14 protein-coding genes and 1 pseudogene are annotated in these 18,328 nt (G+C 71.4%); 8 read left to right on the top strand and 7 right to left on the bottom strand.

The window, feature by feature from the left end:
* Positions 1–161 precede the first annotated feature (161 nt).
* The 3 genes from nth (at position 162) to OG542_RS18400 (ending at position 3,127) form a co-directional block, all read left to right on the top strand.
* Positions 162–1,133: an endonuclease III gene (nth, locus tag OG542_RS18410; protein ID WP_328412216.1), complete on the top strand. Its 972-nt coding sequence runs from the start codon at positions 162–164 to the stop codon at positions 1,131–1,133.
* A gap of 85 nt (positions 1,134–1,218) precedes the next feature.
* Entirely contained in the window at positions 1,219–1,914 is a 696-nt protein-coding gene (locus OG542_RS18405) for an NUDIX hydrolase (RefSeq protein WP_328412214.1), read from the top strand.
* A gap of 13 nt (positions 1,915–1,927) precedes the next feature.
* On the top strand, positions 1,928–3,127 hold the full coding sequence (locus tag OG542_RS18400) for a MarP family serine protease (protein WP_328412212.1): 1,200 nt from the start codon (positions 1,928–1,930) through the stop codon (positions 3,125–3,127).
* Between the two features lie 50 nt (positions 3,128–3,177).
* Here OG542_RS18400 and OG542_RS18395 read toward each other — a convergent pair whose 3' ends face one another.
* The 5 genes from OG542_RS18395 to acs form a co-directional block, all read right to left on the bottom strand.
* On the bottom strand, positions 3,178–3,360 hold the full coding sequence (locus OG542_RS18395) for a hypothetical protein (protein WP_078506886.1): 183 nt from the start codon (positions 3,358–3,360) through the stop codon (positions 3,178–3,180).
* 127 nt (positions 3,361–3,487) lie between these two features.
* Complete coding sequence (locus tag OG542_RS18390; RefSeq protein WP_328412210.1) at positions 3,488–4,438, bottom strand: alpha/beta fold hydrolase; 951 nt, start codon at positions 4,436–4,438, stop codon at positions 3,488–3,490.
* Positions 4,435–4,923: a phage holin family protein gene (locus OG542_RS18385; protein WP_184594594.1), complete on the bottom strand. Its 489-nt coding sequence runs from the start codon at positions 4,921–4,923 to the stop codon at positions 4,435–4,437. The genes OG542_RS18390 and OG542_RS18385 overlap by 4 nt, the downstream gene beginning before the upstream one ends.
* A 42-nt stretch (positions 4,924–4,965) precedes the next feature.
* Positions 4,966–6,402, bottom strand: a complete 1,437-nt coding sequence (nhaA, locus tag OG542_RS18380; protein ID WP_328412207.1) for a Na+/H+ antiporter NhaA — start codon at positions 6,400–6,402, stop codon at positions 4,966–4,968.
* 219 nt (positions 6,403–6,621) lie between these two features.
* Positions 6,622–8,577 carry an acetate--CoA ligase gene (gene acs / locus OG542_RS18375; RefSeq protein ID WP_328341664.1) on the bottom strand — a complete coding sequence of 652 codons (1,956 nt, stop codon included), beginning with the start codon at positions 8,575–8,577 and terminating at the stop codon, positions 6,622–6,624.
* Between the two features lie 231 nt (positions 8,578–8,808).
* Here acs and OG542_RS18370 point away from each other — a divergent pair.
* Positions 8,809–9,055, top strand: a pseudogene (locus tag OG542_RS18370) (RNA polymerase sigma factor); the annotation flags it as partial.
* A gap of 271 nt (positions 9,056–9,326) precedes the next feature.
* Here the strand turns inward: OG542_RS18370 and OG542_RS18365 are convergent.
* A complete protein-coding gene (locus OG542_RS18365) occupies positions 9,327–11,720 on the bottom strand; it encodes a SulP family inorganic anion transporter (protein WP_328412205.1) in 2,394 nt (797 codons plus the stop codon).
* A gap of 294 nt (positions 11,721–12,014) precedes the next feature.
* On the opposite strand from OG542_RS18365, the gene OG542_RS18360 reads away from it, so the two are divergent.
* The gene (locus OG542_RS18360) at positions 12,015–13,280 is read left to right on the top strand and encodes a polysaccharide deacetylase family protein (protein ID WP_328412203.1); all 1,266 of its coding nucleotides are present in this window, start codon (positions 12,015–12,017) and stop codon (positions 13,278–13,280) included.
* 60 nt (positions 13,281–13,340) lie between these two features.
* Positions 13,341–14,165: a Fic family protein gene (locus tag OG542_RS18355; RefSeq protein ID WP_328412201.1), complete on the top strand. Its 825-nt coding sequence runs from the start codon at positions 13,341–13,343 to the stop codon at positions 14,163–14,165.
* 342 nt (positions 14,166–14,507) lie between these two features.
* Here the strand turns inward: OG542_RS18355 and OG542_RS18350 are convergent, their stop codons facing one another.
* Positions 14,508–15,341 (bottom strand): HAD family hydrolase, encoded by an 834-nt coding sequence (locus OG542_RS18350; protein WP_184594608.1) that lies wholly within the window; start codon positions 15,339–15,341, stop codon positions 14,508–14,510.
* A gap of 581 nt (positions 15,342–15,922) precedes the next feature.
* Between OG542_RS18350 and ssd the strand changes: the two genes are divergently transcribed.
* Positions 15,923–17,026, top strand: coding sequence for a septum site-determining protein Ssd (gene ssd, locus OG542_RS18345; protein WP_311126972.1), 1,104 nt, complete (start codon positions 15,923–15,925; stop codon positions 17,024–17,026).
* Positions 17,023–18,294 (top strand): TadA family conjugal transfer-associated ATPase, encoded by a 1,272-nt coding sequence (locus OG542_RS18340; protein WP_328412198.1) that lies wholly within the window; start codon positions 17,023–17,025, stop codon positions 18,292–18,294. The genes ssd and OG542_RS18340 overlap by 4 nt, the downstream gene beginning before the upstream one ends.
* Positions 18,295–18,328: the final 34 nt, after the last annotated feature.

The raw sequence follows: 18,328 nt of genomic DNA, 5'->3' as shown, positions 1-18,328 counted from the left end.
GGGCGGATGTCGGTGCCACGCCTTAGGCTGGCCGGGTGTCCAAATCGCCGGTGAGAGCACAGGCCGAGGGGGCTGCGCGGGTGGTTGTACGTCGCGATTCCGCTGTGGGCGAACAGAGCCCCGATGGCGGTAGGAAAACGGCGAAAGCGACAGAGAGGGCGGTGCCTTCAGGCAAGTCGACGCCGGCCAAGAAGGCTGCCGCCAAGAAGGCCGGGGCCGCGAGCAAGAAGGCGTCTGCGAAGAAGGCGGCAGCTGTGAAGAAGGCGCCTGCCGCCAAGAAGGTCACCGTCGCGCCCAAGAAGGCCACGGCCCGCGTCAAGGGCACCGCCCCCGCAAAGGCCGTCGTCCACCCGCCGGGTGACGAGTCGCGTACGGCCCTGGTCCGCCGGGCCCGCCGTATCAACCGCGAACTCGCCGAGGTCTACCCGTACGCCCACCCCGAGCTGGACTTCGACAATTCCTTCCAACTGGTCGTCGCCACGGTCCTGTCCGCCCAGACCACCGACCTGCGCGTCAACCAGACGACACCCGCCCTCTTCGCCAAGTACCCCACCCCCGAGGACCTGGCCGCCGCCAACCCGGAGGAGGTGGAGGAGATCCTCCGCCCGTGCGGCTTCTTCCGGGCCAAGACGAAGTCGGTCATAGGGCTGTCCAAGGCCCTGGTGGAAGACTTCGGCGGTGAGGTCCCGGGCCGGCTGGAGGACCTGGTCAAGCTGCCCGGCGTCGGCCGCAAGACCGCGTTCGTCGTGCTCGGCAACGCCTTCGGGCGGCCCGGCATCACCGTGGACACGCACTTCCAGCGCCTGGTGCGCCGCTGGCAGTGGACCGGCGAGACCGACCCGGACAAGATCGAGGCCGCCATCGGCGCGCTCTTCCCGAAGAGCGACTGGACGGACCTCTCGCACCACGTCATCTGGCACGGCCGCCGTATCTGCCACGCTCGCAAGCCCGCCTGCGGCGCCTGCCCGATCGCCCCGCTCTGCCCGGCGTTCGGCGAGGGCGAGACCGACCCGGAGAAGGCGAAGAAGCTGCTCAAGTACGAGAAGGGCGGCTTCCCCGGCCAGCGCCTGCGGCCCCCGCAGGCGTATCTGGAAGCGGGCGGCAGGCCGGCGCCGCCGCTGGGGGCCGGATGAGCTGCCCGAACGGGGGATCGCGGTCGTTCGCGGAACGATCTCGGCCCCGCCGTGCGTTGGAAGCGGCAGGACGACGGGGGTGGCGATGACGCGTGCGAGCGACACACAGGGCGGGCCTTTGACGCCGAGCAAGGAGGGTCTGCCCGCCTGGCTGGACCCGGTGGTGCACGCCGTGCGGACGGTCAGTCCGCGGCAGCTCAGCCGCTTCCTGCCGCCGGAGGACGGCGCCGGGCGCCAGTCCGCCGTGCTGATCCTGTTCGGGGAGGGCGAGCGCGGCCCCGAGCTGCTGCTCATGGAGCGCGCGAGCTCCCTGCGCTCGCATGCCGGCCAGCCCTCGTTCCCCGGCGGCGCCCTCGACCCGGAGGACGGCGATCCGCGGGGCGACGGCCCGCTGCGGGCCGCCCTGCGCGAGGCGGAGGAGGAGACCGGCCTCGACCCCTCAGGCGTCCAGCTCTTCGGCGTCCTGCCCAGGCTGTACATCCCGGTCAGCGGCTTCGTCGTCACCCCGGTGCTGGGCTGGTGGCGTGAACCGAGCCCGGTCGGGGTCGTCGATCCGAACGAGACCGCCAGGGTCTTCACCGTCCCCGTGGTGGATCTCACGGATCCCGCCAACCGCGCCACCGCCGTCCACCCCAGCGGCCACCGAGGTCCGGCATTTCTGGTCGAATCAGCCCTTGTATGGGGTTTCACGGCCGGAATCATCGACCGGCTGCTGCATTTCGCGGGCTGGGAGCGGCCCTGGGACCGCGAGAAGCAGGTCCCGCTCGACTGGCGCGCATGACAGGGTGGCCTCCGTGAACGTGCTGGACATCTTGTTGCTGGTCGCCGCCGTGTGGTTCGCGGTCGTCGGGTACCGCCAGGGATTCGTCGTCGGCATCCTGTCGGTGATCGGCTTCCTCGGCGGCGGTCTCGTCGCGGTCTACGTACTGCCCGTCATCTGGGACGCGCTCACGGACAACGCGGAGGTGAACACGACCGCCGCCGTCGTCGCGGTCGTCGTCGTCATCGTCTGCGCCTCCGTGGGCCAGGCCCTCACCACCCACCTCGGCAACAAGCTGCGCCGGCACATCACATGGTCCCCGGCCCGGGCCCTCGACGCCACCGGCGGTGCCCTGGTCAACGTCGTGGCGATGCTCCTGGTCGCCTGGCTGATCGGTTCGGCCCTCGCGGGCACCACCCTGCCGACGCTCGGCAAGGAGGTCCGCAACTCCAAGGTGCTGCTGGGCGTCTCGCAGGCGCTGCCGGAACAGGCCGCCACCTGGTTCGCCGACTTCTCCTCGGTCCTCGCGCAGAACGGCTTCCCGCAGGTCTTCAGCCCGTTCTCGAACGAGCCGATCACCGACGTCCAGCCGCCGGACCCCGCCCTGGCCGGCAGCCCCGTGGCGAACCGCGCCCAGCGCTCCATCGTCAAGGTCATGGGCACGGCCCCGAGCTGCGGCAAGGTCCTGGAGGGCACCGGCTTCGTCTTCGCCGGCCGCCGTGTGATGACCAACGCGCACGTGGTGGGCGGCGTCGACGAGCCGACCGTGCAGATAGGCGGCGAGGGCAGGAAGTACGACGCCACGGTCGTCCTCTACGACTGGCGGCGCGACATCGCCGTACTCGACGTGCCGGACCTCAAGGCGCCCGCTCTGCGGTTCACCACCGAGGACGCCGGCAGCGGGGACGGCGCGATCGTCGCGGGCTTCCCGGAGAACGGGGCGTACGACGTGCGGGCCGCGCGCGTGCGCGGCCGCATCACGGCCAACGGCCCAGACATCTACCACCGGGACACGGTCCGCCGTGACGTCTACTCCCTCTACGCGACCGTCCGCCAGGGCAACTCCGGCGGCCCGCTGCTCACCCCCGAAGGCAGGGTCTACGGCGTGGTCTTCGCCAAGTCCCTCGACGACGCCGAGACGGGGTACGCCCTGACCGTGGACGAGATCCAGGAGGACATCACCAAGGGGCGCACCGCCAACCAGCAGGTGGACAGCGACAGCTGCGCGCTCTAGGAGCGACCCTGCGGAGGGGTGGTCGGGGCGTCACTCGCGCGGGTGGCGCCTCAGTCGCGTGTGTGGCGCAGACGTACGGAGACCCAGCGGGCCCGGCGGCGGAGGATACGCGGGATCCCGACCCGGGGATCCGCGGTCACCATCTGCGGTGCGCCGCTTCGCTGGTGGGGGTTCGCACCGCCCGCCGAGCGGCGATTGCGGCTTGCGTCACTGTAGTCGTGCGTCCAGCCCATACCCCGACGTGTGCCCCCGCCCCATGGTCGATAACCGCTCCCGGGGCGCCCAATTGGCCTATGCGCCAGGCAATTGGCCGTTCGTAGGACAGGCGTTCACGTGCGGATACCGGGCGGGGTCAACCGGTCACCGATCGGGTTCGGGATCCTTCAGCCAGTTGATGAGCTCCGAGGAGAACGCGACCGGGTCCTCCTCGTGCGGGAAGTGGCCGAGACCGTCGAACAGGCGCCAGCGGTACGGGGCTTCGACGTACTCGCCGGATCCGGCCGCGCTGCGCGTGCGCATCACGGGGTCGAGCGAGCCGTGCAGATGGAGGGTGGGTACGCGCACGGGCCGCTTCATGCGCCGGTTGAACTGGATGCCGTCCGGACGGGCCAGGGAGCGCACCATCCAGCGGTACGGCTCGACCGCGCAGTGCGCCGCGGAGGGGATGCACATGGCGCGGCGGTAGGTCTCGAGGGCCTCGTCCTCCGGAGGCCGCGGCCCGGACCAGTCCTGGATCAGCTCGGCCACGAGCGCCCCATCGTCGGCGGTGAGCTGCCGCTCCGGGATCCAGGGCCGCTGGAACCCCCAGATGTGTGAACCGGCACGCGACTGCTTGACGTCTCGCAGCATGGCCGAGCGCCAGCGCCGCGGATGCGGCATGGACGCGACCGCCAGCCGCCGCACCAGCTTGGGGCGCATCGCGGCGGCCGTCCACGCGAGGTATCCGCCCAGGTCGTGGCCGACCAGCGCGGCGTCCGGCTCGCCGAGCGAGCGGATGACGCCGGTGACGTCGAGCGCGAGGTTGGCGGGGTCGTAACCGCGCGGCGTACGGTCGCTGCCCCCGACGCCCCGCAGGTCCATGGCGACGGCCCGGAAGCCCGCGTCGGCGAGCGCCACCAGCTGGTGCCGCCAGGTCCACCAGAATTGCGGGAAGCCGTGCAGCAGCAGGACCAGCGGCCCGTCGCCCAGCTCGGCGATGTGGAAGCGGGCGCCGTTGGCGGCGACGTCGCGGTGGCTCACCTTCCTCCCGCCGGGAAGGTCGAGGAGAACGGCCGAGGCCGGTTGTGCCGAAGGTGTGGCGGGGTCCGTCATGACGACGAGCGTGCCACAGCCTCGATGGCCTCGGGGACCCGGTCCTGCGGGAGCTCCGGACGCGGGTGCGGCTTGGCCTTCTGCAGGACGACCGCGGTCTCCTTCATCGAGGCGGCGACCTTCTGCGGACCCTTGCTCTTCTTGGCCTTCTTCGCGAAGACCACGCCGATCAGCGCGAGCACGACCGCGACCAGCACGTTCGCCGCGAAGGACAGCAGGAAGCAGATCGCGAGGTTCCAGTCGCTCCAGGTGCGGATGCCGTACGCCAGCGCGAAGTTCAGCATCGGCAGGGAGAACAGCAGCACCGCGCCGGCCATGGAGAAGGCACCGCCGCTGGTCGCGCCGCGCTTCACGTCTTGTTTGAGCTGCGCCTTCGCCAGCGCGATCTCGTCGTGCACCAGCGCCGACATTTCCGCCGTCGCCGAGGCGAACAGCTGGCCGATGCTGCGTTCGGCGCCGACCGGGCTGCCGTCGGGTGCGCTCATCGCGGTCTCTCCCTCTCCGTCTTTTTGTACCGTCTCGTCAGATCATGCCGGACCGTCGTGGTCCTCGCCTGCCCCGCCCGGTACTTCGGCAAGCTCGTGGCGCGCGGCTGCCTTCTCCTGGGCGATCCTGCGGTGTTCCGCGGCCTTGGCCTCGTAGCGGGCGGCCAGGCGCAGGTGGTACGCCGGGTCGTGCTCCTCGTAGACGTCCGGGATGCCGTCGAGGTCCTCGTCGCGCTCCTCGTCCTCCCACAGACGGCGGTACTTGGCGTTCCGTATCTTCAGCAGGACGGTCGCCAGTGTCGCGGCGATGAGCGAGCCCAGCAGCACGGCGGCCTTGACCTCGTTCGTCATCGTCTCGTCGCCGGCGAAGGCGAGTTCGCCGATGAGCAGCGAGACGGTGAAGCCGATGCCGGCGAGGCTCGCCACCGCGAACACGTCCCCCCAGGCGAGATCGTCGCTGAGCGAGGCCCTGGTGAAACGGGCCGTCAGCCAGGTCCCGCCGAAGATGCCGAGCGCCTTGCCGACGACCAGCCCGAGGACGACACCGAGGGTCTCCGGCGAACGGAACACGTCCGCGAGCGCTCCGCCGGAGACGGAGACACCCGCGCTGAACAGCGCGAAGAGTGGCACGACCAGGCCCGCCGACAGGGGGCGTACGAGGTGCTCGATGTGCTCGCCGGGGGAGTGGCTCTCGCCCTCCTCGCGGTGGCAGCGCAGCATCAGGCCCATGGCGACGCCGGCGACGGTGGCGTGGACGCCGCTGTTGTACATCAGCGCCCAGATCACGAGCGCGAGCGGCACGTACACGTACCAGCCGCGTACGCCCTTGCGCAGCAGCAGCCAGAAGACGGCCAGGCCCACCACGGCGCCGCCGAGCGCGGCGAAGTTCAGATCGGCGGTGAAGAAGACGGCGATGATCAGGATCGCGAAGAGGTCGTCGACGACGGCGAGCGTGAGCAGGAAGGCCCGCAGCGCGCTCGGCAGGGACGTGCCGATGACCGCGAGCACGGCGAGCGCGAAGGCGATGTCGGTGGCGGTGGGCACGGCCCACCCGGCCAGGGAGCCGCCGCCGGTGACGCTGGTGACGGTGTAGACGAGCGCCGGTACGGCCATGCCGCACAGGGCGGCGACGACCGGGAGCGCGGCGGCCTTGGGGTCGCGCAGGTCGCCCGCGACGAGTTCGCGCTTCAGTTCGATCCCGGCGACGAAGAAGAAGATCGCCAGCAGCCCGTCGGCGGCCCAGTGCGCGAGAGACAGGTCGAGGCCGAGCGAGGCGGGGCCCAGATGGAAGTGGGCGACGCTCCCGTAGCTGTCCCCCAGCGCCGGGATGTTCGCCCAGAGCAGCGCGGCGACCGCGGCGGCGAGCAGCAGCACACCGCCGACGGTCTCGGTGCGCAGCGCGTCCGCCACGTAGGTGCGCTCGGGCAGCGACAGTCGTCCGAGGACCTTGCGAGGGGTGGTGGAGCGGGGCGCGGTCACGGGGGAGACCTCCGGTCGGTGGGCAGGGCTGAACACATGCCGACCAGACTTCCCGGCGCACCATGAAGCAGTTGTTCTTCTCAGTCTAGGTAAAACGTATCGCCGAGCGCATCCGGCGATCTTCGCCGCGGGCGCAGAACGCAGAACGGATACCGAAAGGGCACCCGGCGTGTCGATCGCCGGGTGCCCTTCGTCTGCTCCGCTATGCGTGCGTCTTGATCAGTCCTCGCTGGGCGCGGCGGGCAGCTTGGACTGGATGAGGTCCATGACCGTGGAGTCGGTCAGCGTGGTCACGTCACCGAGCTGACGGTTCTCGGCGACGTCCCGCAGCAGACGGCGCATGATCTTGCCGGAGCGGGTCTTGGGCAGCTCGCCCACCGGCAGGACCCGCTTGGGCTTGGCGATCGGGCCGAGGGTGTTGCCGACGTGGTTGCGCAGCTCGGCGACCAGGTCCTCGGTCTCGGCGGCCGTACCCCGCAGGATCACGAACGCGACGATCGCCTGCCCGGTCGTCTCGTCCGCCGCGCCGACCACGGCCGCCTCGGCGACCGACGGGTGGGAGACGAGCGCGGACTCGACCTCGGTGGTGGAGATGTTGTGCCCGGAGACGAGCATGACGTCGTCGACCCGGCCGAGCAGCCAGATGTCGCCGTCGTCGTCCTTCTTGGCACCGTCGCCGGCGAAGTACTTGCCCTCGAAGCGCGACCAGTACGTGTCGATGAACCGCTGGTCGTCGCCCCAGATGGTGCGCAGCATCGACGGCCACGGCTCGGTGAGGACCAGGTAGCCGCCACCGCCGTCGGGCACCTCGCGCGCCTCGTCGTCGACGACCGTCGCGGCGATGCCGGGCAGCGGCGTCTGCGCGGAGCCGGGCTTCGTCGCGGTCACGCCCGGCAGCGGGGTGATCATCATCGAGCCGGTCTCGGTCTGCCACCAGGTGTCCACGATCGGGGTGCGGTCGCCGCCGATGTTCTTGCGGTACCAGATCCACGCCTCGGGGTTGATCGGCTCGCCCACCGAGCCCAGCACCCGCAGGCTGGACAGGTCGAACTTGGCGGGGATGTCGTCGCCCCACTTCATGAACGTACGGATCGCGGTCGGCGCGGTGTAGAGGATCGTCACGCCGTACTTCTGCACGATCTCCCAGAAGCGGCCCTGGTGCGGGGTGTCGGGCGTGCCCTCGTACATGACCTGCGTCGCGCCGTTGGCGAGCGGGCCGTAGACGATGTACGAGTGACCGGTGACCCAGCCGACGTCGGCGGTGCACCAGTACACGTCGGTCTCCGGCTTGAGGTCGAAGACGGCGTGGTGGGTGTAGGCGGTCTGCGTGAGGTAGCCGCCGGAGGTGTGCAGGATGCCCTTGGGCTTACCCGTGGTGCCCGAGGTGTACAGGATGAACAGCGGGTGCTCGGCGTTGAACGCCTGCGGGGCGTGCTCGGCGCTCTGCCGCTCCACGGCGTCGTGCCACCACACGTCGCGGCCCTCGGTGAAGGCGACCTCCTGGCCCGTGCGGCGCACGACCAGGACGTGCTCGACGATGCCCGCCTTCTCGACCGCCTCGTCCACGGCCGGCTTGAGCGCGGACGGCTTGCCGCGCCGGTAGCCGCCGTCGGAGGTGATGACCACGCGCGCGTCGGCGTCCTGGATGCGGGTGGCGAGCGCGTCCGAGGAGAAGCCGCCGAAGACGACCGAGTGGGCGGCGCCGATCCGGGCGCACGCCAGCATCGCGATCGCGGTCTCGGGGATCATCGGCATGTAGACGGCGACCCGGTCGCCGGCCTGAACTCCGAGCTCCAGCAGGGCGTTGGCGGCCTTGGAGACCTCGTCCTTGAGCTCGGCGTAGGTGATCGCGCGGCTGTCGCCGGGCTCTCCCTCGAAGTGGATGGCGACACGGTCGCCGAGCCCGGCCTCCACATGCCGGTCGACGCAGTTGTAGGCGACATTGAGCTCGCCGTCCTTGAACCACTTGGCGAACGGCGGGTTCGACCAGTCGAGGGTCTCGGTGGGCTCCTTGGCCCAGGTCAGCCGACGGGCCTGCTCGGCCCAGAAGCCGAGCCTGTCAGCCTTGGCCTGTTCATACGCCTCCGCGGTGACGTTGGCGTTGGCGGCCAGGTCGGCGGGGGGTGCGAACCTGCGCTCTTCCTTCAGCAGGTTGGCCAGGCTTTCGTTGCTCACGGCATCTGCCTTTCCCGGGGTGTCCGTTGTGTCCCAGGCCACAGCTCATCAGACCCGGGGGTGCGGTGACAAGGGCCGACCGCCGATTGGTTTAGACCTCTTGAGGAGGTCGGTTTCGGCGGCCGGGGTCATCCGTACCCACGGACGCCGACCAGGCAGGGTTCAGTCTCTGTAACGCCTCTCACAGTCCGGCCCAATTACAGGTGGAGCGCACCGAGAGAGGACCGGCGAGTGGACGGCATACGGGGCGGGCCCGCGGCGGCGGCCCACGACCCCCAGATCTTCGAAGAGTTCTACCGGCGCCACGTGGACGCCGTGATGTCTTTCGTGGCCCGGCGTGTCGCCGACGTCCACACGGCGGCGGACCTGACCGCCGAGGTCTTCCTCGCGGCGCTCGACTCCGCCCACACCGACCGCCCCCGGCCGGGGCGACGAGCGGGCCTGGCTGTACGGCATCGCCCGCAACATCGTCTCCTCCGCGGGCGGCGTACGGGGGTCGCCGCTCGCCTTCGCCCGACCTGCCCCGGGCAGGGGCTGTTGGGCGGCGCGGACCGCAGCTCGGCCGGCTGTCGTGGGGCGGGGCCCGGGCTCACGCCGGCTGTCGTGGGGCGGGGCCCGGGCTCACGCCGGCTGTCGTGGGGCGGGGCCCGGGCTCACGCCGGCTGTCGTGGGGCGGGGCCCGGGCTCACGCCGGCTGTCGTGGGGCGGGGCCCGGGCTCACGCCGGCTGTCGTGGGGCGGGGCCCGGGCTCACGCCGGCTGTCGTGGGGCGGGGCCCGGGCTCACGCCGGCTGGCCGTACGTGGTCGAACACCCGGTCCCCGTCCACCTCGGTGAGCAGATAGGCCTGGGCTTCGCCCACATGGAAGTACATGCCCTGGAGCTCCAGCTCGCCGTCCCGCAGGGCGCGGGCGACCGAGTCGTAGGCGCGCAGATGCTCCAGCTGCTGGACCACGTTGGTCAGGCAGAGCTGCTCGACCGCGCCCTCGGGCGCCCGTCCGGCGATTCTGCCCCCCGGCCGGCTGTCGTCGGTCACGCGCTCCAGACTGGGCCGACCGTGCCGCAGCCATCGCTCGAGCGGGGTCCGGGTGCCGCCGGGTTCGGAGCTGAGCAGCGCCTGCATGGCTCCGCACCCGGAGTGCCCGCACACCGTGATGGACCGCACCTTCAGCACGTCCACCGCGTACTCGATCGCCGCGGCCACCGAGTCGTCCCCGCTCTCCTCGCCGGGCAGCGGCACGAGGTTGCCCACGTTGCGCACCACGAAGAGGTCGCCGGGACCACTGGAAGTGATCATCGAGGTGACCAGCCGTGAGTCGGCGCAGGTCAGGAAGAGCTGCGATGGCCGCTGCCCCTCGCGCGCCAGCCGGGCCAGTTCACTGCGCACCAGGGGCGCGGTGTTGCGCTGGAACGCGCTGATGCCACGCGCCAGTTCGTGCCCGCTGGCTCCGCCGGAACCCGTCGGGTCCGGCTCGGGGCGGTCCGTCCCGCCCGGGTCGTGCCCGGAGTGGGCCGCGGACCGGGGGCGGTCGCACTGGTGGTTGCGCCAGGGTGTCCAGGGCCGGCAACGGCAGCCGGTGAAGGCCTGGGGCTCGGAGACGCGCGTGCCGGGATGCCGGCCGGCGATCTCCACGGTGCCGCCCTGCGCGGTGTGCGTCTTGTACCAGTCCTGCAATGTCTCGTACGCCGCGTGGTCCATGAACGAACCGTCCAGTTCGACGACGGTGTCCGCCCCATGGGGTACGAGATGCAGGACCCGGCTGAGCCGTGGCACGGCGAGGAACGTCAACTGTCCTCTGACGTGTACGTGATGGACTTTCTCCGTCACTTCGTGCGTGATGCGCGTGCGGGTCAGGCGGTGCAGGGCGACGCCGACGGCCATGGCGATGCCCAGTGCCACGCCCTCCAGGACGCCGAGGGATACGACGCCCAGGGTGGTGACGGCGTAGACCCACACTTCCCGGTGGCGCGTCACCGTGCGGATGTGGTTCAGGGACACCATCTGGATGCCGACGGCCATCACCAGGGCGGCGAGCGAGGCGAGCGGGATGAGCTCCAGGAGCGGGACCATCAGCAGCGCGGCGATCACTACGAGAACGCCGTGCAGCATCGTGGAGTTCCGGCTCACCGCGCCCGCGTGCACATTCGCCGAACTCCGCACGGCCACACCGGCGATGGGCAGCCCGCCGAGCGATCCGGAGACGATGTTGGCGGCGCCCTGTCCGAGCAGTTCGCGGTCGAGGCGGGAACGCCCGACGTGGGCGGACAGGCCCGGGCGGCCCGCCACCAGCTTGTCCACGGCGACCGCGCCGAGAAGCGACTGCACGCTGCACACCAGCGTGGTGGTGAGCACCGCGGCGACAAGGCCGAGCACGGGGCCCTCGGGCAGCCCGGCCAGGGCGTGGTTGCTCCAGGACGGCAGGTCGACCTTGGGCAGGCGCAGACCGGCGAGTGCGGCGACCGCGGTGGCTCCGGTCACGGCGACGAGCGCCGCCGGGATCTTGCGCAGCAGGCGTCCGGCCCGGCCGGGCAGTCTCGGCCAGAGCAGCAGCAGCGCGAGGGTCAGCGCGCTCACCGAGACGGCCGCCGGGTGCACGTGTGCCAGCTGGGCGGGCAGCGCACGGAGGTTGTCGGGGACGGAGCTCTGCGGTGTGCCACCGAGCACGATGTGCAGCTGGGCGACGGCGATGGTGACGCCGATCCCGGCCAGCATGCCGTGCACGATGGCGGGGCTGACGGCGAGGGCGCCACGGGCCACACGCAGGCAGCCCAGGCCGAGTTGGGCGAGGCCGGCGAGGACGGTGATGGCGCAGGTCGTTCGCCAGCCGTAGCGCAGGATGAGGTCGGCGGTGACGACGGTGAGTCCGGCGGCCGGCCCGCTCACCTGGAGCGGGGAGCCGCCGAGCCGTCCGGCGACGAGTCCGCCCACGGCGGCGGCGACGAGGCCGGCCTGGAGGGGAGCGCCGGTGGCGAGGGCGATGCCCAGGGACAGGGGCAGGGCGATCAGGAAGACCGCGATCGAGGCCGACACGTCGGCACCCGCGATCCGGAAGCGGCGGGGGCCGGTCGGCGGCGGACTGTGGGGCGGGTGGGTGCGCTCGGTCCGGTTCGGGTCGGCGGCGCGTGTGGGGACGCAGGCAGACATTGTTTCCCGTCTCCTCCGGGGCTGCGCGGTCGCGTAACTGGACTTTCCGCTCGGGGCGGGGTTCGGTCGCGGCCGTAGGTCACGGCGTAAATCGGCGGGATGAATCAACGCTCGGTAAACGGATCGTAATGCAGAGTAAAGGGCGGGCATAGACTTTACGGGCAAATGGGCGAATAAATCACCCCGACGAGTGAAGCGGCTATTTGATCGGCTTGTCGTACTAATTCCTTCTCGGTCCCGTGCGAATTTGGCGGCGCTGTCGGCACCCGAGAGAAGGAAGAAGGTGGGCGACACATGGCCGCCACTCACAGGATCGCCGCGGGCCGCGTGATCGCCGCGGTCTGCGCCGCATCGCTCGCCGGCTGCTCGACCGGCACGTCCCGGCACGCAGACCCCGACCCGCGGACGGCGAAGCCGGCCCCGGCACCGAAGAGCCCGGTCCGGCTGATCGGAGACGGCTCCACCGCCTACACCGGCGCCCAGCCCCACCTGCCCAGGCCCGAACGGCTGCGGCCCGGCCAGAAGCCCCCGCAGTTCGTCGTCTTCTCCTGGGACGGCGCGGGCGAGGACAGCCAGAAGCTGTTCTCCCACTTCCGCAAGGTCGCCAAGGCCAACGACGCGACGATGACGTACTTCCTGAGCGGCGTGTACATGCTGCCGGACGAGAAACGCGACCTCTACCGGCCGCCGCAGCACTCCCCGGGCCGCTCCGACATCGGCTTCAACGACCGCAGCGGCATCGCCGCCACCGCGGAGCAACTGCGCCTCGCGTGGCTGGAGGGCAACGAGATCGGCACGCACTTCAACGGCCACTTCTGCGGAAGCGGCGGCGGGGTCGGCGAGTGGTCGGTGGAGGACTGGAAGGACGAGATCGCCCAGGCCAAACACTTCGTGAGGACCTGGAAGACCAACACGGGCCTGCGCAACGCGTCCCCGCTGCCCTTCGACTACGAAAAGGAGCTCATCGGCGCCCGCACACCCTGCCTCGAAGGGCAGCGGAACTTCATGAAGGCGGCCCGCGAACTGGGCTTCCGCTACGACACCAGCGGTGTCAACGACCAGGTCTGGCCCAAGCGGAAGGAGGGCTTGTGGGACGTGTCCCTGCAGCTCGTGCCCTTCCCCGGGCACTCCTACGAGCAGCTCAGCATGGACTACAACTTCATGGTCAACCAGTCGGGCACCACCACTCAGGGTGACCGCGGCAAGTTCGGCCTCTGGGGCGACCAGATGCGCGACGGCCTGCTCAAGGGCTTCTACCGGGCGTACGACGGCAACCGTGCGCCCCTGATCATCGGCAACCACTTCGAGTCCTGGAACGGCGGCACCTATATGCGGGCCGTCGAGCAGGTCATCGAGGCGGTGTGCACCAAGCCGGAGGTGCGCTGTGTCTCGTTCCGCCGGCTGGTGGACTGGCTGGACGCCCAGGATCCGAAGACGCTGGAGAAGCTGCGCTCCCTGAAGGTCGGCGAGGCGCCGAAGCAGGGCTGGGCGTCCTTCCTCGCGGGTGGCCCCGCCCCTGCCCCGAAGGGCGTGCCAGGGGCGCCGGCGGCGAAGCGGTAGCGCAGTGAAGAAGGCCACTCCGCCGTGGTGAGGGCTCCCGGGGTGCGTAGGGTCGTACTCATGAGTACAGCAGGTGCGACCGCCGATCCCCTTGCGACCCTGGGGGCCCTGCCCGGTGTGGCCGAGTCCGTGGAGTCCGTGCGCAAGGCCGTGGACCGGGTCTACGGGCACCGGATCATGCGGCGGCGCAGCAACGCGGTCACCTCCGAGGCGGCCCTGCGCGGCGCCCGTGGCTCGGCGGCGCTGTCCGGCGCGGACTGGGCCCTGGAGGAGGTGCGCCGGCGTACGGACTTCAGCGGTGACGACGAGGCGCACACCGTGGGTGCCGCACTGCGGCTCACCGCGGAGGCGGGCCAGTTGCTGTCGATCTGGCGGCAGTCACCCCTGAGGGTGCTGGCCCGGCTGCACCTGGTCGCGGCCGCCGACCAGGCCGACCAGGTGGGACGGCCCCGGCAGGAGGGTGAGCCGGTCGACGAGCCGCTCGTCGCGCTGCCGCTGCCGAGCGCGGCTGAGACGCACGGCCGGCTGGAGGGGCTGGCCGGGCTCATCATCGCGGGCGGCACCGCCCCGGCGCTGGTGACGGCCGCCGTCGTGCACGGCGAACTCCTCGCGCTGCGCCCGTTCACGTCCCACAACGGCCTGGTCGCGCGCACGGCCGAGCGCATCGTCCTGATCGGCAGCGGCCTGGACCCGAAGTCGGTCTGCCCGGCCGAGGTCGGCCACGCCGAGCTGGGCCGCGGCGCCTACCTGGAAGCCCTCGACGGGTACGTCTCCGGTACGACGGAGGGCGTGGCCGCCTGGATCGCCCACTGTGGCAGGGCGGTCGAACTGGGGGCACGCGAATCGACGGCGGTGTGCGAGGCGCTGCAGCGCGGAGCGGCGTGAAACTCGTCCGGCCGGGCCGGAAAGTGATGCGGCGGTACGAGAAACTCGTACCGCCGCTGGCATGAGCATCGGGGTACCAAGCGTCCTCGATATATGCCCATCAGGTCGGGAACTTTGCCCGTCCCTGGTGCGGCTGGCCCGTATTCGACGGGTCGACGTCGCGTGGGTGCCCGGTGTTCATGCTCGGTCCGTGGGGCCACATGCGTATTTAAAGGTGATCCTCTCGGATGTCCTTGGTCTCGCGGGCCGTTGAGTCCTTTGTACTCCAGCCCCGCAGCAAGCGGAAGTCCAGGCTGTACTTCTTTACTTTTGGGTTCAAATAGGACTTGGGATCGTCCCGGGTCAGGCGACCGTCGCCCGGCGCCGGTTCGCGTACCAGACGAGACCCGCGGTGGCCGCCGCAGCGCCTATCGCGGCGACCGCGACGAGCGCCGGACGCGGCGGTACGGAGAACGCGGGAATGCGCTGCTTGAGCCGGACCGGGCGGTGGAAGTCCAGGATCGGCCAGCCGCGCGCGAGGGCCTCGCGGCGCAGCGCACGGTCCGGGTTCACGGCATGGGGGTTGCCGACGGACTCCAGCATCGGGACGTCGGTCGCCGAGTCGCTGTAGGCGTAGCAGCGGCTGAGGTCGTACCCCTCGGACGCGGCCAGCTCCCTGATGGCCTCGGCCTTGGTCGGGCCGTACGCGTAGTACTCCACCTCGCCGGTGAAGCAGCCGTCGTCGCCCACGACCATCCGGGTCGCCACCACGCGGTCCGCGCCGAGCAGTTCACCGATCGGCTCGACCACCTCCGCGCCCGACGTGGACACGATCACGACGTCGCGTCCCGCCGTGTGGTGCTCCTCGATGAGGGAGGCGGCCTCGTCGTAGATGATCGGGTCGATCAGATCGTGCAGCGTCTCGGCGACGATCTCCTTCACCTGCTGCACGTTCCAGCCGCGGCACAGCGCGGACAGGTAGGCGCGCATGCGCTCCATCTGGTCGTGGTCGGCGCCGCCGGCCAGGAAGACGAACTGGGCATATGCGGTGCGCAACACAGCCCTGCGGTTGATCAGACCGCCTTGGTAGAACGACTTGCTGAACGTGAGCGTGCTCGACTTCGCAATGACCGTCTTGTCCAGGTCAAAGAAGGCCGCTGTGCGGGGCAACGAGTGGTTTTCCACGCCCTTGAGCATAGGGGCAGCCCATTCGGCGTAAGGTGGGGCGCGTGGGTTTGCCTGAGAGGGCTCTCGGGTACACCATGGAAGTCACGGATCGTTCGCGACCGTGCTAACCCGGTCCGACTCCTCCCCCCCCGAGTCGGCCGTGGGGACGACCCCCGCTCTCCCCCCCGGCGGGGGTCGTCGCATGTCCGGGTGGGTTTTCTCCTTACTTCGCGCGGCCGGATCGCCGCTCTGATGCGGCACTGACGGCAGTGTTGTCATGCCCATGATTCATCACGTTGTGTAGTCGTCGGACTGCTCTGTGGAAGTCGCACAGAGGGCCTGCGGCGGTCACCGGTATGGGTGACGGCGATATTCACAACTGTCGAGACGTCCACAGTTATCCACCAAGATCCACACGATTTCCGGGATCACTGCACCGTGATTCCCATGCACCCCGCTCGCGGCGAGTTCATGGCCGGTTCCGATTGCCGGGAGGCGTTTGGCCGGTTTCTTCCGGCCGTTCATAGGGAGGCCGCCTGGTCGGTTCTTCCCACGTTCGGGGATCGCGGGGCCGCAGGGCCGCGCGAGGCAAGCAGTGAAGGGGGATGACCGTGGCCGGAGCCGTCACACACGATCCGCCACCGGCCGCCGGAGGGCGGCAGGGCGGACCACTGATCGTCACCGAGGACACCGAGCTCCTCGACGACCTGCTGCGCCTGTGCGCGGCGGCGGGCGCCACACCCGAGGTGCACCACGGGGTGCCGGAGCGCAGAGGCAGCTGGGAGGCGGCGCCGCTCGTCCTCGTGGGTGACGACGCCGCGCGGCGCGTACGCGGGGCCGCGCACAGAAGGGGCGTCGTCCTCGTCGGCCGGGACCAGGACGACTCAGGGGTATGGCGGCGGGCCGTCGAGATCGGCGCCGAGCACGTCCTGATGCTGCCCGACGGCGAGCAGTGGCTCGTCGACCGCATCGCCGACGTGGCCGAGGGCGTCGGCCGGCCCGCCCTCACCGTGGGCGTCATCGGCGGCCGGGGCGGGGCCGGAGCGTCCACGCTCGCGTGCGCGCTGGCCGTCACCTCCGCGCGGGAGGGGCTGCGCACGCTCCTCGTGGACGCCGATCCGCTGGGTGGCGGACTCGACGTACTCCTCGGAGGTGAGACGGCCGAAGGGCTGCGCTGGCCCGCGTTCGCCTCCTCCCGCGGGCGGGTCGGCGGTGGTGCCCTGGAGGAGTCGCTGCCCGAGCTGCACTCGCTGCGGGTGCTCAGCTGGGACCGTGGCGACCGGATCGCCGTCCCGCCCCAGGCGGTGCGCGCGGTGCTCGCGGCGGCCCGTCGCCGGGGCGGCACGGTCGTGGTCGACCTGCCACGCCGCATCGACGACGGAGTCGCCGAGGTGCTCACCCAACTGGACGTCGGCGTGCTGGTGGTGCCCGCGGAACTGCGGGCCGTCGCGGCCGCCGGGCGCGTGGCGTCCGCTGTCGGCATGGTCCTGCGCGATCTGCGGGTGGCGGTCCGCGGGCCGTATCCGCCGGGGCTCGACGACCGGGAGGTGGCCCGGCTGCTCGGACTGCCCCTGGCCGGCGAGGTGCCGGTCGAGCCGGGGCTGCTGCGCCCGGACGGGGGCACGGCACCACCTGGTGCCGCCCCGCGCGGACCGCTCGCCCGGTTCTGCAAGGGGTTCTGGGAGCGGGCGCTCGTCGAGGTGGGTGCCCCATGAGCGCGGTGACCGAAGCGGTGTCCGGACCCGAGGGCGCCGGGCTGCTCGACGGGGTGCGGCGGTGGCTGGCCGAGAGCGGGGCCGAGCCGACCCCCGCGCGAGTGGCCCAGGCCCTGCGGGAGCAGGGGCGGGTGCTCGGGGACGCCGAAGTCCTGGGTGCCGCCGCACAGTTGCGATCCGAACTGGTCGGCAGCGGGCCGCTGGAGCCGCTGCTCGCCGACCCGTCGGTGACGGACGTGCTGGTGTCGGCCCCTGACCGGGTCTGGGTGGACCGGGGCGGCGGACTGGAGCTGACGACGGTGCGCTTCGCGGACGCGGCGGCCGTACGACGACTCGCCCAGCGCCTCGCCGCCGTGGCCGGGCGCCGTCTGGACGACGCCCGCCCCTGGGCCGACGCCCGGCTGCCCGACGGGACCCGGCTGCACGCGGTGCTGCCACCGGTGGCCGTGGGCTGCGCCTGCCTGTCGCTGCGGGTCGTACGGCCGCGTGCCTTCACCCTCGGCGAGCTGGTCGCTGCGGGCACGGTGCCGCCGGGCGGGGACCGCGTGCTGCGCGCGCTGCTCGACGCACGGCTGTCCTTTCTGGTCAGCGGGGGCACGGGCTCGGGCAAGACGACGCTGCTGAGTGCGCTTCTGGGGCTGGTGGGACCGGACGAGCGGATCGTCCTCGCCGAGGACTCGGCGGAGCTGCGGCCGGATCATCCGCACGTGGTGCGGCTGGAGACCAGACCCGCCAACCAGGAGGGCGCGGGCCTCGTAACTCTCGAGGACCTGGTGCGCCAGGCACTGCGGATGCGGCCCGACCGGCTGGTGGTGGGCGAGGTGCGCGGACCCGAAGTGGTCCATCTGCTGGCCGCGTTGAACACCGGCCACGAGGGCGGGTGCGGAACCGTGCACGCCAATGCCGCCGCCGATGTACCGGCCCGGCTGGAGGCGCTCGGCACGGCCGCCGGGCTCGACCGGGCCGCGCTGCACAGCCAGGTGGCGGCGGCCCTCTCCGTGGTGCTGCACCTTGCACGCGACCGGGCCGGGCGGCGGCGGATCGCCGAGGTGCACGTGCTGGAGCGGGATCCGACGGGGCTGGTGCGGACGGTGCCCGCACTGCGGTGGGGAGCGGAGGCCTTCGTGCGCGAACGGGGGTGGGAGCGGCTGCGTGGGCTGCTGCGGAGCGAAGGCAGCGAAGGCAGCGAAGGCAGCTACGGCAGCGACGGGAGCGGAAGCGGGACGGGTGATGTCGGCCCAGCGTCGGTCACAGCGGTGGGCGAGTGATGACGGGGGCTCAGAGGGTCTGGCGATGGCAGGC

The sequence above is a fragment of the Streptomyces violaceus genome, assembly GCF_036014075.1.
Classification (GTDB): Bacteria; Actinomycetota; Actinomycetes; order Streptomycetales; family Streptomycetaceae; genus Streptomyces; species Streptomyces violaceus.
Note: the sequence above shows the minus strand (reverse complement) of the source record. Positions and strands in the feature narration are given on the sequence as shown.